Source organism: Salirhabdus euzebyi (assembly GCF_014207435.1).
GTDB classification, from domain to species: Bacteria; Bacillota; Bacilli; order Bacillales; family Alkalibacillaceae; genus Salirhabdus; species Salirhabdus euzebyi.
Genome location: NZ_JACHGH010000002.1, coordinates 181,991 through 196,538, shown reverse-complemented (window position 1 = coordinate 196,538; position 14,548 = coordinate 181,991). Strand labels below are relative to the sequence as shown.

Sequence of the window (14,548 nt, the reverse complement as noted above, 5' to 3'; positions counted from 1 at the left end):
AACATATTTTAGTATAAGGATGAGTATGAACACTATTTACTCTTAAACATTACTTTTCCGTTATATCCTCCAACATCTTGAATCCATTCTTTAATCGTAACAGGAATATTTCGCTTATATTCACCCACATTCGAGTAGTAAAGAACTTGGCCATCATGTAAAGTTGCACCCCAAATTTCGTTATTCTCATTATACATAATAATAGCCTCATTTAACGTTGCGAGTCCGACAATATATCCTTGCACAACGTTTGCATTAAAGTTATCCAAATTTGATCCTAAAGCATATACGCCCATATTTTCTACAAACAAATTATAATCTTCCCCTACTACTTTTCGGAATAAATCATCCTGTTTTTTCGTTTCAAATATACCTATATCTAACAGTGAGGCTTCTGGTACTTGTACATCACCTTTTAAAAAATCTCCTTCAAACGTAACGTTTAAACCACCATATCCGGAACATTCCATTGTTTGTGTTACTTCCATTTTTCCACCATTCTTAACAAAACTAATTTGACATCCTAATCCATCTTCAAATATCGCTTGGCTTGTAGATGTAAAAAAGGCAGATCCATCAACCATTCCTGTTCGAGCGTGCCATGTAGAACTAATGGTAAAGGTAAATCCTTTATCATTCATTTCTAACACGTTCAATGTGGCACTGTTATTTCTAAGCGGACGATTCCATTTACCTAGCCATGAATCCTCATTATTATTTTCTACAATTTCCGCAGATGCTTTTACGACGACAGCGACATTCTCTTTATTCTTTTTGATCATTACATCTGCATAAGGTATTGGAGGGTTCTCATGCAAGTTAACCCAAAATGCCAATTCAAACTCACTATGGTCATTACTCCACTCTTCTACTGTCGAGCTCCTTTGACGAGTTGAAGTTGGGTCAACTTCTGTAATAAATTTGTTATACAGCTCTTCAAAACCAGTATTGACAAGTTCTTGCGCATCAGGGTTATCTTTGTTACAGGCTTTATTCATATTTAAGGTGAAGTAGATAGCACTTAATCCGCTCTGATCTATACTCAGATGCATGGAATCCCCATCCACACATACTGAACCATTAAACCGATTTTCCGTTAATGTAAGACTTGTTATGTCACCACTTTTGTTGTGTTCAAATTTTTTAGCAGGAAATAGTTCTTCTATTTCTTGGATACTCATTCCCCAATACAATTGACTAATATCTAAAAGCTCCGTCCGATTATTTCCTTCTCTATTATCATTTGGTTCATTACTAACTTTTTTGTCTTCATTATCTTGTGTCTGATCATAGGCATTCTGAACAGCTCCCCCATTGCAGGCAACTAAAATAAATATCATAGGTACCACAATAAAACCAAATAGCCTCTTTCTCATCCCCATTTCCCCCAGTATTTTGTATGGTATCTTTTTATAGTTCCATAAAAATGTATATATTCCTTTGATAAACGTTCCATTCCTCTTAAGAATTTATATTGACATCTTCTCTATGCCTTTATATAATTAGCAAAGTATAAGTGAATATCCCAATATGGGAGAGGTTCTTAGCTTAAACCCTCTATAAAAAACTAAGGACATATGACGTGATAAATGCCATATCCCTTGGGATGTGGCATTTTTATTTTTTGACACTGTTGGAAGGAGGAAAACATAATGCCAGGAAGAAAAGATGGAGACTTACAAGATGTAACATTACTAGGAAATCAAGAAACATCCTATTCCTTTGATTACGCTCCTGAAGTACTAGAAACGTTTGATAATCAGCATCCTAACCGTGACTATTTCGTAAAATTTAACTGTCCTGAATTTACAACACTATGTCCAAAGACGCGACAGCCCGACTTTGGAACCGTCTATATTAGTTACATTCCGGATGTGAAAATGGTAGAAAGTAAATCTTTAAAACTATATTTGTTCAGTTTCCGTAACCATGGTGATTTCCATGAAGATAGCATGAATATTATTATGAATGATCTAATAGAGTTAATGAATCCACGCTACATTGAAGTTTGGGGTAAATTTACGCCAAGAGGTGGTATTTCTATCGATCCTTACTGCAACTACGGAAAACCTGGTACGAAATATGAAAAAATGGCAGAACACCGTTTGCTCAATCACGATATGTATCCTGAGAAAGTTGATAATCGTTAAAGAGGGAAAGCTGACTACCTCCCAATCAAAAAAGGAGAGGTTAGCGTGTTTATATATTTAAATGCTTTATTTGTTGGTTTGTTAGTTGTTTCCAATATATTAGGTGTAAAACTTTTTAGTATTGGAGAATTTGTTTTACCAGCAGCTGTAATTGTTTACGTTGTAACTTATTTAATTACGGACGTAATTGGGGAAGTTTACGGAAAAGATGTAGCTCGCAAAACGGTTCAAGCAGGATTTTTCACACAATTAATTGTTTTAGTATTTATCTTTTTAGCTATCCAGCTACCATCTGCTCCAATTTTCGGTGCACAGTCTGAATTCGAAACAATTTTAGGTGGAAGCTTCCGTGTTATTTTAGCTAGTTTGATTTCCTATGCGGTGAGTCAAAACTTAGACGTATCTCTGTTCCACCGCTTAAAGGCGAAACATGGCGAGAAAAAATTGTGGTTACGTAACAATGTTTCTACGATGTCTAGTCAATTAGTTGATACAACTTTATTTATTACGATTGCTTTCTGGGGAACTGTTCCAACATCCGTTCTACTCGGTATGATTGGCACACAATATGCCTTTAAGTTATTAATTGCTATCATTGATACCCCTATTGCATATGCTTTAGTAAAACTAGCAAAAAAAGAAAAGTCAAATCCTGTTCAACAGGAATATGCATCATAAAAAAAGAAGAGAGGCTATGACCAATATACTTGGTCATAGCCTCTTTCTTTTTACAACGGACCTAGGAATAGACCCATATAACGTTTCGTAAAAACATACAGCAAGAATTTTACTTACCCATTAAACCAACCTGCCCATCACTAATGTGTCGTAAAACTTCCCATCAGAGAGGAATTTATCATTTTTCAATCTTCCTTCTACTTCAAAACCATACTTCTTATAGAGAATAATTGCTTTTTCATTTGTTTCTAAAACACTTAATGATATTTTTTTAATTCCATTATTGTCAGCCCAGTCAATCGACTGCTGTAATAGGTTTTTTCCAATACCATGGCCCCAAAATTCTTTTAATACAGCAATTCCAAACTCTACTTTATGAGCTGTTCTCTTTAAACTGTTCCCCTCGCATCTAGAAAAACCTGCAATCTTCCCATTCACTTCTGCAACTAAAAATAAATTTGATTTACTAATAGTATCCTCCTGTATTAACTGTCTAAAACCCAATTCATCTATGTAAGCCTCTCCTGGCTTTCTATCCATATTTTCTGTTTCTCCATCAATTTGTAACCTTACTTTAGCTAAACTTTTCCCATCTTCAACTTTCGCAGATCGAATCACATAACGTAAACGATTAACATCAAACTCTTTTTGATTAATATTCATAAGATCTCCCTATCCGTGCATATTCTATTGGTTTTCCATTGGTATACAACAATCAAGGATTAAACGATTTACCTCCTCCATTACTGTTTCGTACAGTTTAACTCCCATGTAAGACCATATTTGTCTGTTATTACTGCATAAATAGCTCCCCAAAATGTTTCCTTTAATTTTTGTTTTACCATTCCCTCTTTTAATAAAGCCTGATAAGTATTATTCAATTCCTTTTCTGATTCGATATCCAACGATAACCATATGTTTGATCCTTTTACTGTTTCTCCAAATACATCTGCAAAATACAGAACACTTCGCTCATTAATATGTAACTCGGCATGAATGTACTTTCCCTCTTGCCCTTTGAACATTTCAATACCATCTGACAATTGTATATTTCTGATTTCCCCACCGAAAATATCATGGTAAAAAGAAATAGCTTCTTTACAATTTTCTATAAAAATGTGTGGAATTATTCTATTCATATCACAACCTCCTTAATTTAAAAATTTCACATAAATTAATTCTGGATCTGCTTCATCTAAATTATCGATCACTCCGCTTCTTTCATAACCGACCCTTTGAAAAACGTCTTGCATCTTTCTATTTGATTGGTTCGTGGAAGAAAAAATTTTTTCTACAGAGAATAATTGTTCCACATACTCCATAAGGGCTTTTGCATATCCTTTCTTTCTCTCTGTCCTTCTTACCATAACTAGTGATATAAACGGGTAATCAAAAAAATGCATATGAAAAATTAAATAGCCGACACTAACGTTATGCCTCTTGGCTACTAGGCATCTTTTTTCCTTTATGGCATCCTCGATATAAGCTTTTCTACTGTCATTTCCAATCGTTTCTTTATCCACTTCAACTAAGTCTACTAAGTCTACTTTTGTCGCGTATTGAACTGCAATTTCCATCTTTAAGACCCTTTCTATGTTTCATTAAGCTAATCATACGGTCAAGCTCTATTTTTTGCTATACATATTTTTAACTCCATTTCTAAAAGCTAAGAAAAAATGAATAGGTGATAATATTGTTTCGTGTACTCTTACCATTTTCACTCTTACTTATGACATTTTCTACAACTATTCCTTCTTTAGGTATGCAAACGGATGAAAGTATTCAGATAGCTTTTATCCGTGAAGGTAATTTATGGATTTACAGTGAAAATAAAGAGCAAAAAATCGTGGATGATGATCATGCCATTTCCTCTCCCAAATGGTCACCAGATGGAAAATGGATTATGTACCAAACAAGATTAGAAAAAGACAAAGAAATAATACATGAAATTTGGGCTTATCATGTAAATAGGAAAGAGAAAAAGAAAATACCGATAAATGGGCATACTGCAAAATGGGCACCCAATCAAAATATCATTGCCTTTTTAAACGAAGAAGTACTAAATGTATCAGACTTAAACATTTTTCAAAATGTTTCAATAGGTGTTAATGACTTTACCTGGTTACCAAACGGAAACGGATTTTTACTAGCCTCACAAGCAAATCGGCAGCCAAATGGATGGACAAATCTTATTCTTTTCAAGAAAAACTGGAATCCACATGAAACGGATACAGAAACGGAACATTTCTTTACCATTCCGAAAGAGGTTGGTACAGATAAAGAGCGTATCCTAGCGATACAGGCCTCTCAATTTCAATTTTCCCCTAGTGATAAATGGATTTCCTTTGTGGTGTCACCAACTGCATCTTGGTCAATGGACAGCAACATGCTCTGTATAATATCAAGTAAAGGAAAAGAATTTTCTGTTCTAGATGAAGTTATTTTGGGAGTCGGAAAACCAAAGTGGGCACCAACTGAGGACACCATTGCCTATATTGCTGGCGGTGGAAGAATTGTGTTTGGATTTAAGGATAAAGACTTGAAGATTAAGGAAGTTCCGACTACTCAGCCTTTAACTCCCGACAAATATGCCGAATTAGACTTTACATGGATTGATCATAATTTGCTTGTTACATCAAGAGTGAAGGAAGCAGAATGGTCGAATGATTTTAGGAAACATCCTCTTCCATCCTTATATAAAATAAACAGAAAAACAAATGAACAATTCCTACTGACCAAACCACCGAAAGGAAAAGGTGACTACGAACCAACCTACATTAATGCTATTAATAAACTTATTTGGTTTAGGGGTAACTCCATCATTGATGCCCATAAAGATGTATGGATAGGTGATATAGATGGTACCAATCTAGAAATGTTATTGAAAAACGTAAAGGAATTAACTGTTTACGAAAACAAATAGAAAGGGATATTGTTGTATCCATCCCTTTCTATTGATAAAGTACTATAATTTTTATCTTTAACCAACAATTAAAGGTTCTTTTGGATAATGATAACTTGCTTCCTGTTTTTCTTGATTAAACAAGAAAATAAATGTTAAAATACCGATTCTCCCTATAAACATTAGTGCAATAATGACAACTTTTCCTGCCGAACTAAGCTCTGGTGTTATACCCATAGATAATCCTGTTGTACCAAATGCAGAACTTACTTCAAATAAAATTTCCATAACAGAAAAAGGCTCCGTTTTGGATAGGATAACTGTTGCGATAAAACAAATAAATAAGGCTAAAAAACTTACTACAAAAGACTTTCTTATGTCATCTTCATGTAACTCACGTTTAAATACTTTAACACTTTTCTGTCCTTTAGCAAACGAAAGGATAACCAACACAACAACAGCAAACGTTGTTGTTCTAATACCGCCTCCAACAGAACTCGGGGAAGCCCCAATAAACATTAAAAAGCACAAAGCAAATAAGGTAGCATTCGAAAATTCACTAACATCCATTGTAGCTAACCCACCATTTCTAGTTGTCGATGATTGAAACAAGGAGTAGAAAAAGGATTCATGCCAGCTTTTGTTTGCAAAAAAGTGATTGAACTCAAATAATAATATAATGATGGTGCCAAAAGCCATTAACGAGAAAAAAGTGATTGTAGTTAATTTTGTATATAAGGAAAAATGGAAACCATAGGGTGACTTTCTATTTTTCAAAAAATCTTTTAACTCAATAAGCACCGGAAATCCAATAGCCCCTAATGTTAATAACATAATGTTAATAAATTGAACAAAATAGTCATTGGCAAACGGGATTAATGAGTTTCCCGTTATATCAAAGCCTGCATTGGTAGTTGCACTTACAGAAGCAAACAATCCTTGCAAATATGCTTCTTGCCATGTAGGAAAATACGTAAGAAAGTAAGTTCCTAAAATAATCGTACCAATTAACTCAATAATTAAGATGATAACTAAAATTTGCTTCATCAGTTTGACTAATCCCGATAAATGGGATTGATTTTGATCGGTCCTTATTAATTGTCTCCCTTTTAGGCCAATCTTTTTTCCGATAAGTAGCCATAAAAAGGTGCCTAACGTCATAATTCCAATTCCACCAAACTGCAAAATAAACATCAAAATAAATATCCCAGGTGTGCTAAAAGTTTCTATTGTAGAAACAACCGAAAGTCCAGTAACACTAATAGCACTTACTGCTGTAAACAGTACATCTAAAAACTCCCAGTCTACTCCAGGCTTTAAAGCAATAGGTAGACTTAACAAACAAACGGAGACAATTACAGCAATGGCATAAAACAAGACAATAATTTGTGCAGGCTTTAAATTTTTTAAATTATTTAGAATATTGGACAAGTAAAACGTCCCCTTTTTTCGTATGAAGTCTATTAATACTAGATTTTTTGCATTAAAAAAAACCACAACAAATAGAGTGGTCTAAAGTTCAACTTTTGACCTTTCTCTCCACATGTAATTGAACGCTTACGAGGTTAGCTGTCGGATTAGGAATTGAGAGTATCCCCTCTTACTAGGTAAGATTCACCCCACGATGGATGTAATTCCATCTATATTGGTTCCCCCGCTCAGAAATTTGATTAAGCGAATAAAAGGCACTGATTAAAAATGATAAATTATTTTAATAAGGATAATCTACTCTCCTTTTCTATAATTGTCAATTATATTTTTTAGTATCCCTTCTAGTGATTTTTGTACTAGGTAGTTAGAGCAAGATTCATTTTTATCCTTGTTCGTTCAGAATCTCTTTCTTTTTCAACTGATAGATTCTATTTTGTTGCATGATAAATAAGAATACACCCACTAAAACAAAAAATCCTCCTATGAGCTGCAATCCAACAACTTGTTCTCCCAATAAAAACGCTGCTAAGATCGTTGCTCCTACAGGTTCACCTAAGATGCTCATCGATATAGCGGTCGTGTTTACATACTTAAGTAACATATTAAAAATAACATGGGCTACTGTTGGAAAAATTGCTAACAACCAAAAGATTCCCCACTCCTGAGCTTCATATCCCATTATAGGTACACCAATAATTAAATTGTATATATGTAATACAATAGCCGCAAACAAAAATACGCAAAAACTATAAATCCAATGAGAAATTTTCCTTACTTTGTTTTGTCCAATTAACAAATAGCCAACAACAGCTATCACACTTAAGAACGATAAAATGTCACCGACTATGACGTATTTATTCCCTAGTCCGAAATCTCCCCATCCTATCAGCACAACACCTACGATTGAAATGCCTATCGTTAATAAAGTAAAAACAGTCGTTCTCTCTTTGTAAAAGAAGTATCCACCTAACAGTGCAATGATAGGCTGTAACGAAAGGATAATGGTTGAACTAGCTACTGTTGTGAGTTTCAAAGATCCAAACCATAAGGCAAAATGCAACGCTAAAAACACACCTGATAAACATAAAAAGAACCATTCATTTTTTGATAGTTTACTAAATTCTTTTCTTTTTATCCATATTATCGGTAATAATAAAATACAAGCTAAATACATGCGATACATACTTATAATCGTAGCAGGTGCATCTGACCACTTCACAAAAATTGCTGCAAAAGATATAGCAATGATGGATATTGTTAATAGAAATGCGACAAATTTTTGATTCATACTTCCTCCGATATAACACAATGTGTCGTTATTAAATTTGTAATAAATTAAAAAATAATATGTTTCCTTTTCGTTAAACAACTATATGAGTCATATATTAACACAAAGACCATAAAAATAGGATGAGTATTTAATAACCTCATCCTATCGCCTTCCATATGAAACTGATTAATTATTTACTTCACCTTTAAACCAAAAGCTAACACTTCATTCGGTGTTTTTAAAACAAATCCATAGTTCTGGTTAAAATCAATAATAAAGTGCTCCCCTATGGTCTCTTTTGTGAAAGGTGTCATGCAAATACTTATACCTTCTGAATTTAGTTCTATATCTGTATCATTTGATCCATCCAGGACCAATTTATAATCCGTATTCGCACTTCAACCACCTGTATATTTTGCATCAATTCTTAATACCTTATCATTTACAATTAATTCACGTAAATTCGTTAATGCTTGTTCTCTAATTTCGAGTTTCAATATTCCACCAACCTTTGCAATCAACGGTACTATTTAAGTGTATCATAAGGAGCTAAGTGATATCATGGATATTGATTTAGCAAAAAAGGAGCTGGCAAACTATGTATGAAGGAATACATCATGTTTCTTTACTAGTGACGAACTTAAAAAAATCAAAATACTTTTATGAAGAAATTTTAGGATTAAAAGAAAGTAAAGATCGGCCGGATTTTGACTTTCCAGGGGCATGGTATGAGGTTGGCCATACACAAATACATTTGATCATACATAATGAAGGAAATACATTAAGGGGGACAACGAAATTGGATTCACGGGATGGACATTTTGCCATCCGGGTTTCAAATATAGATAAATTTATTAATAGAATGAATCATTACGGGGTTTCCATTTTAAACAAACCGAATAGTATTACGGGCTGGCACCAAGTATTCGTTAGTGATCCTGATGGAAACTTAATTGAGTTTAATTATTCAAATACTTAGGGAGCGTGAGGAAATTTGAGTAAGATTAAAGAGACAATAAAGTCCGAAGATGAATTAAGAGAGATTTTAGGTACACCTAGTAAACTAGTAGAAAATAAAGTAATCACATATTTAGATGGGAATTGTATAGAGTTTCTAGCCAAGTCCCCTTTTCTAGTGATGTCAACAGCAAATGAAAATGGTGCCTGTGATGCGTCACCTAGAGGAGATGCACCTGGTTTTGTTCATGTTTTAGATGAAAAACACTTGGTTATTCCTGAAAGACCTGGGAATAAACGCATCGACTCAATGAGGAATATTTTAACAAACCCAAGTGTTGGATTAATTTTCATCATTCCTGGTTTAGAAGAAACACTTCGAATAAATGGGAGGGCTGAAATTATCAAGGATGAAGAACTATTGCAAAAAATGGAGGCACAGGGAAAGATTCCACTGCTAGGAATTTGTGTAGAGGTAGAAGAGTGCTTTATCCACTGTGCCAAAGCATTTAAACGATCTAAACTCTGGGACCCGGAATCATGGACTAATCAAAAAAATCTGCCTTCTCCAGCTAAAATATTATCAGAACATGCCAAAATTCCTAATCAGGAAGTACAGAAGCTACTTCAGGAAAGTTATACGAAAAGGTTGTATTAATGAAGAAAACCACATATTGATATGTGGTTTTCTCTATTCTTTCTCCCCAACTGATAATGGCTGAAATGGATTATCTTTCTCCACTGCCCGCTCAATACTTTTTCTTATTTTCAAATCATCATAGTCTACAAATTTTTTATACCCGAAACATTTCCAACACCTTTTGTCATCAATAGTGGATTGAACATATACTCCTGTTCCATTACATCTTGTACAACGGACCCCAAAATGGTCAGCAACTCTTTTTAATGCAATACGTTTACATTCTATTACGGAGAATCTCCGTTTTAAATCCTCGTCGATTAGTACTTCTGGAATACTCACCTTCATAGCCCATCTTGTTCGTTCTTCTAATTTTTTATACTCACTATACCACTCTCGTCGTTGCTTCTCCTGCTTAAAAGATTCAAGGGATGGACTGGACGCAATTTTTTCTTGTCCAATTTTATCCGTGATAAACGAAATTACCTCTTGATCCTTTAGTGCTTGGCTTATCAGTTGTGTAGCAGTTTCCTCATCCAGAGAAAATCTATTCATCACAGAAACTAACAGCTTTACACTTAACGTTTTCACCCCATTTTCCCCTCCCTTCTCCTCTTCATCTATTAGTGATTTTAATAGATTCATCATAAGAAGCATTACACTTATCCATTAACAATTGTATGTATAAAAAAAGAAGTTATGAACTCCAAATGGAGCATAACTTCGCTTTATAGCTTCTCTATGCAGGTGAATTCACCTTTTCAAAACACTTGCATGTAGTGAGTTTGTAACCAGCTACTTTTAATCCATTTCTTTGTAAAAGTCGAATGCCGATATTTTTCTCAAGGCGATCTGCGGCAATTACATAGATTTCCTGGCCAACTACGTCTTGTATATTTCTCTTTAAATAAGCTAAAGGAATATTTTTAGACCCAGCAATTGGGTCACTTGATGCATCAATATAGTCCCTGACGTCTATTAGTAATACACCTTCCTTAATCGTTAGATGCTCCATGCAAGGAACGCCATAGATTGGAAAGTATCGTGCATACAAAAAATAAAGAGCAATTATCAATAACCCTATACCTATATACAACATACATTTCTCCTCCAAAGAGCTGTGGGATTTTTACCAAGTTAAACTTTAAAGCTCTGTCGGATTTCTGTCAACCAATTCGGTTCCATTTCAAAAGAAAAAGGCTTTTCCAAAAAGTTGCACATTTTCGGAAGCCTTTTTATCATCCTTCATTCATTTTAATCAACCATTTTATAGCTAGTTCGTATACAATGAATATAAATATGGTTGATCTGGTTCTCCTATGACTTTCCAGTTATTCACCTTCACAATAGGCATTTCTACACCGTTATAGGATCCTAATTCTATTATTCCCTCTGCTTGAACCCACGTGTCTACATCGATTGATGAAGCTTCATCAAACTCAGATAAAAAACCAACTATACTTGCGTCAGCTACACAGTGCGTAACTAAAAATTGCCCTAAAACGAGTTGGTTAGAGGTAAAGCCGTCCTCTTTATAAACGAATCCTTTAAATTTGATTGTTTTTCCAATATATTGGCTTAAGTCCCGATTGATTATTTCATAGAAAGCTGAATAGTTTTGGGCTGTCATTTCAATGACAGAACTATTTTCTAACTCACTTATCATTTCATTATACTTTTCCTCTGAAACTGTATTGGAATAAGCATTGGGATCTTGAACATTGTCATCAATAGGTGGAATATTTTCATTATTGTATTCGTCTACATTATTAAGTTCTGGATCTATTTGAGTAGTGTTGTCACTTTCTACAGGAGGTGTTTCTATCACATCCGGAAGATTGGCTTGTTGATTCGAAACCTCCTGTGCCTTCCCTGAAAGGACTAACATAGTTCCTTTTTTTGCAGCAATAGATGCGTCCAGCGTTTTAGCTGGAAGTAGGTAGCCTGTTGCCAGTGGGAAAATAACAATGGCATAAGATACAAGCTTCTTTAGATTAAATGGTGTATTTCCATGGTCATGGTTATGATCATGGTGGCAATGTTCGTTATGCTCATGTTTTTTTGTCCATATTCTACCCACTTGCACGATAAATAAAAGGAGGAAAATAACTGCTCCTATATGGCTAATCATTTCGTACTTTGGATTAATATATTTCGTTATTTCACCTGAATAATGTAAATGCCATAAAAAGACCGTGAATGCTATTAAAATATATGCTCTAAGGGCCTGTTGAAAATGAAAAATCATTTTTATTCCTCCCTACAAAATACCTTGTACAAGAATTAATACACTAAGGACAACAATTGTAACTAGTGCTACAAAGAAAAAGACAAATCTTGCCTTAAAGACACTTAACATCATAAACGTATTTTTCAAATCGATCATCGGTCCATATATTAAGAATCCCATAATAGCTGTTGTTGGAAAAAGATTTCTGAAGGACGCACCGATAAATGCATCCGCCTCTGAACATAATGAGAGAACGTATGCCAATCCCATCATAACAAGTGTGGATGAAACAACTCCAGTCCCTATACCTAACAACGTTTCAGATGATACATAAACTTGAACTGCCGCTGCTAAAAAAGCACCGATAATTAAATATTTTACCATATCAAAAAACTCATCAACGGAATGGGTTAGCATGCCCCATATTTTTTGACTAAACTTTTGCTTATGATGTTCCTTGTTCGTGTTAGCATTTGCATGCAATGCTGATGGTTTTAGTTGGTTACCTTTAACAAACAAGCTAATAATTAAAGCAATAATCATCGCAATAGCAAATCCAAGAATCATTCGCATAGCTGCAATTTTAAAATCATTACCAAATGCCATATACGTTGAAAAAATAACGATAGGGTTGATTAGCGGACCAGTTAACAAAAAGCCTATTCCTGCATATATTGGAACCCCTTTGGCAATAAGTCTTCTAACAATCGGAACAATGCCACATTCACACGCAGGAAAAGCTGCACCAACAACACAGCTCATCGTCACCGCTAGAAACTTATTTTTGGGTATCCATTTTTGAATATGTTCTTCTGTTATAAATATTTGTATGAAACCTGCAATAAGCACACCAATTAAAACAAACGGTACGGCTTCTATTAAAATACTAAGAAAAATAGTATTTAAATTTTGAAAGGCTGAAGAAACAGAAAACCAATTTTCTATTGTGTTTCCTAGTGTAATCATACTTATGGCTAGTCCAACTAAAATAACACCTGTAAAATCTATTAAAAAGGAATGCGTTCTACGCCCCATTACATAATCCCCCAAAGTAACATTAATAATCTAGTTTTTACGGTCATACTATCATGATTCAAATTCTATCGCACACTACCATTTTTGTAAATAGTAATTGTTACTATTAAAATTTTTCCGTAAAAAAAGCTTAGGAACTTACCCCAAGCCTTTAATGTGGACTATGCTTAAAATTTTGTTTAATAAATTGAAACAATTTAATCATAATAAAGCAACTGATTGGATAGGTAGGAATTGAATAGAAAATTTTCCATTCTTTATAATGCAATACCTCATTTAGAACACATAACCATTCATAGAATACAGATATTACAGTCCAAACGACGATATACATTAGTAGACTAATTCCTTTTAACCCCCATTTATCATAAAAATAAAGAAAAATATAGGCACATGAAGGATATAATGCAAAATGGGCAAATGCTGTTGTCGGCTGATACTTCGGACCATCAAGAAAATCATATAGGTCATACGGTTTAACCCCTAAGGTATAGTCAATTGTTTCGATATATACAATCGCAAAAAGCCAAATGAAAAAGGTAACAAACCCATTAAATCGCTTCGGTAATATGAAAAAAATGGTTAAGCTGACTAGGCTAGAGAGAATAAAAAACGTTTCGTTCCAATCAAACGTAAAATTCATTTGCTTTGTCCCTTTTATAGTAATAATGACGGAAAATCTTCATAAAAATTAAGGCAAGCAATAGCATTGTTCCCTTTGATAAATAGGACCACCAAATTTCCCAATGTTTATGCTCGTACAAACCTACCCAGTCACCAAACCACTCTATCCCAACAACTATATTTAAAGAAAGAAAAAACAAAATTGCCTTTTCTTTTCTATTTGCTGTCCTAACATATCGATTGATAAACCAAACGAAAAATATTGGTAAAAAAATGAGTCTATTTAATAAATCTGCCCAGTTATAACTTTCCCTCTCAGACAGTATAATCCCTTCTATATTTAAATGTAAAAGTGCGGAATTATTTTGAATTAATATTACTGTAAAGCACCAGTAAGCAAATATTTCTAATGGATCCAATCCAGTTTTTTTATAGCGAATAGCATAAACAGCAACTACAATATTTATGAATACAAATAACAGCAATACCACTTAATCACCCCAAATTAAATCATTTGGAAAAGGAACGCTCCTGTCTTATCATTTATTCCTACAAAAAGCAAAAACTATTCATTTATAAATTTTTACTGTATTTTTGTGTGTAGATTACATCAAACTACTCATAAAAAGTA

Annotated in this window: 17 protein-coding genes and 2 riboswitches; of the genes, 5 read left to right on the top strand and 12 right to left on the bottom strand. The window is 34.0% G+C overall.

The window, feature by feature from the left end; genetic code table 11:
- Window positions 1-32 precede the first annotated feature (32 nt).
- Complete coding sequence (locus HNQ94_RS04050) at window positions 33-1,376, bottom strand: hypothetical protein (protein ID WP_174494956.1); 1,344 nt, start codon at window positions 1,374-1,376, stop codon at window positions 33-35.
- A 154-nt stretch (window positions 1,377-1,530) separates the two neighbouring features.
- Window positions 1,531-1,577, top strand: a riboswitch (PreQ1 riboswitch).
- A gap of 75 nt (window positions 1,578-1,652) precedes the next feature.
- Here HNQ94_RS04050 and queF point away from each other — a divergent pair.
- The gene (gene queF, locus HNQ94_RS04045) at window positions 1,653-2,150 is read left to right on the top strand and encodes a preQ(1) synthase (protein WP_174494957.1); all 498 of its coding nucleotides are present in this window, start codon (window positions 1,653-1,655) and stop codon (window positions 2,148-2,150) included.
- A 45-nt stretch (window positions 2,151-2,195) separates the two neighbouring features.
- On the top strand, window positions 2,196-2,828 hold the full coding sequence (locus HNQ94_RS04040; protein WP_174494958.1) for a queuosine precursor transporter: 633 nt from the start codon (window positions 2,196-2,198) through the stop codon (window positions 2,826-2,828).
- Window positions 2,829-2,948: 120 nt separating this feature from the next.
- On the opposite strand, the gene HNQ94_RS04035 is transcribed toward HNQ94_RS04040, so the two are convergent.
- The 3 genes from HNQ94_RS04035 to HNQ94_RS04025 all read right to left on the bottom strand — a co-directional run bounded on the left by HNQ94_RS04035 (window position 2,949) and on the right by HNQ94_RS04025 (window position 4,405).
- Window positions 2,949-3,491, bottom strand: a complete 543-nt coding sequence (locus HNQ94_RS04035; RefSeq protein WP_174494959.1) for a GNAT family N-acetyltransferase — start codon at window positions 3,489-3,491, stop codon at window positions 2,949-2,951.
- Window positions 3,492-3,571: 80 nt separating this feature from the next.
- Window positions 3,572-3,967, bottom strand: coding sequence for a VOC family protein (locus HNQ94_RS04030; protein WP_174494960.1), 396 nt, complete (start codon window positions 3,965-3,967; stop codon window positions 3,572-3,574).
- Window positions 3,968-3,979: 12 nt separating this feature from the next.
- Entirely contained in the window at window positions 3,980-4,405 is a 426-nt protein-coding gene (locus tag HNQ94_RS04025) for a GNAT family N-acetyltransferase (RefSeq protein WP_174494961.1), read from the bottom strand.
- Window positions 4,406-4,521: 116 nt separating this feature from the next.
- Between HNQ94_RS04025 and HNQ94_RS04020 the strand changes: the two genes are divergently transcribed.
- On the top strand, window positions 4,522-5,751 hold the full coding sequence (locus HNQ94_RS04020; RefSeq protein WP_246199924.1) for a TolB family protein: 1,230 nt from the start codon (window positions 4,522-4,524) through the stop codon (window positions 5,749-5,751).
- A 57-nt stretch (window positions 5,752-5,808) separates the two neighbouring features.
- Here the strand turns inward: HNQ94_RS04020 and HNQ94_RS04015 are convergent, their stop codons facing one another.
- Both HNQ94_RS04015 and HNQ94_RS04010 read right to left on the bottom strand, forming a co-directional pair.
- On the bottom strand, window positions 5,809-7,161 hold the full coding sequence (locus HNQ94_RS04015) for a TrkH family potassium uptake protein (RefSeq protein ID WP_174494962.1): 1,353 nt from the start codon (window positions 7,159-7,161) through the stop codon (window positions 5,809-5,811).
- A gap of 108 nt (window positions 7,162-7,269) precedes the next feature.
- Window positions 7,270-7,417: riboswitch (cyclic di-AMP (ydaO/yuaA leader) on the bottom strand.
- A gap of 126 nt (window positions 7,418-7,543) precedes the next feature.
- Window positions 7,544-8,449: a DMT family transporter gene (locus HNQ94_RS04010; protein ID WP_174494963.1), complete on the bottom strand. Its 906-nt coding sequence runs from the start codon at window positions 8,447-8,449 to the stop codon at window positions 7,544-7,546.
- Window positions 8,450-9,029: 580 nt separating this feature from the next.
- On the opposite strand from HNQ94_RS04010, the gene HNQ94_RS04005 reads away from it, so the two are divergent.
- Both HNQ94_RS04005 and HNQ94_RS04000 read left to right on the top strand, forming a co-directional pair.
- Window positions 9,030-9,410, top strand: a complete 381-nt coding sequence (locus tag HNQ94_RS04005; RefSeq protein WP_174494964.1) for a VOC family protein — start codon at window positions 9,030-9,032, stop codon at window positions 9,408-9,410.
- 15 nt (window positions 9,411-9,425) lie between these two features.
- On the top strand, window positions 9,426-10,046 hold the full coding sequence (locus tag HNQ94_RS04000) for a pyridoxamine 5'-phosphate oxidase family protein (protein ID WP_174494965.1): 621 nt from the start codon (window positions 9,426-9,428) through the stop codon (window positions 10,044-10,046).
- 33 nt (window positions 10,047-10,079) lie between these two features.
- On the opposite strand, the gene HNQ94_RS03995 is transcribed toward HNQ94_RS04000, so the two are convergent.
- From HNQ94_RS03995 to HNQ94_RS03970, 6 genes are all read right to left on the bottom strand, one after another.
- A complete protein-coding gene (locus tag HNQ94_RS03995; RefSeq protein WP_174494966.1) occupies window positions 10,080-10,619 on the bottom strand; it encodes a hypothetical protein in 540 nt (179 codons plus the stop codon).
- Between the two features lie 148 nt (window positions 10,620-10,767).
- On the bottom strand, window positions 10,768-11,127 hold the full coding sequence (locus HNQ94_RS03990; RefSeq protein ID WP_174494967.1) for a rhodanese-like domain-containing protein: 360 nt from the start codon (window positions 11,125-11,127) through the stop codon (window positions 10,768-10,770).
- Window positions 11,128-11,301: 174 nt separating this feature from the next.
- A complete protein-coding gene (locus HNQ94_RS03985; RefSeq protein WP_174494968.1) occupies window positions 11,302-12,276 on the bottom strand; it encodes a TIGR03943 family putative permease subunit in 975 nt (324 codons plus the stop codon).
- Between the two features lie 12 nt (window positions 12,277-12,288).
- Entirely contained in the window at window positions 12,289-13,293 is a 1,005-nt protein-coding gene (locus HNQ94_RS03980) for a permease (RefSeq protein WP_174494969.1), read from the bottom strand.
- 151 nt (window positions 13,294-13,444) lie between these two features.
- Window positions 13,445-13,936: a hypothetical protein gene (locus HNQ94_RS03975; RefSeq protein ID WP_174494970.1), complete on the bottom strand. Its 492-nt coding sequence runs from the start codon at window positions 13,934-13,936 to the stop codon at window positions 13,445-13,447.
- Entirely contained in the window at window positions 13,920-14,408 is a 489-nt protein-coding gene (locus HNQ94_RS03970; protein ID WP_174494971.1) for a hypothetical protein, read from the bottom strand. Before HNQ94_RS03970 ends, HNQ94_RS03975 begins: the two co-directional genes overlap by 17 nt.
- Window positions 14,409-14,548 lie beyond the last annotated feature (140 nt).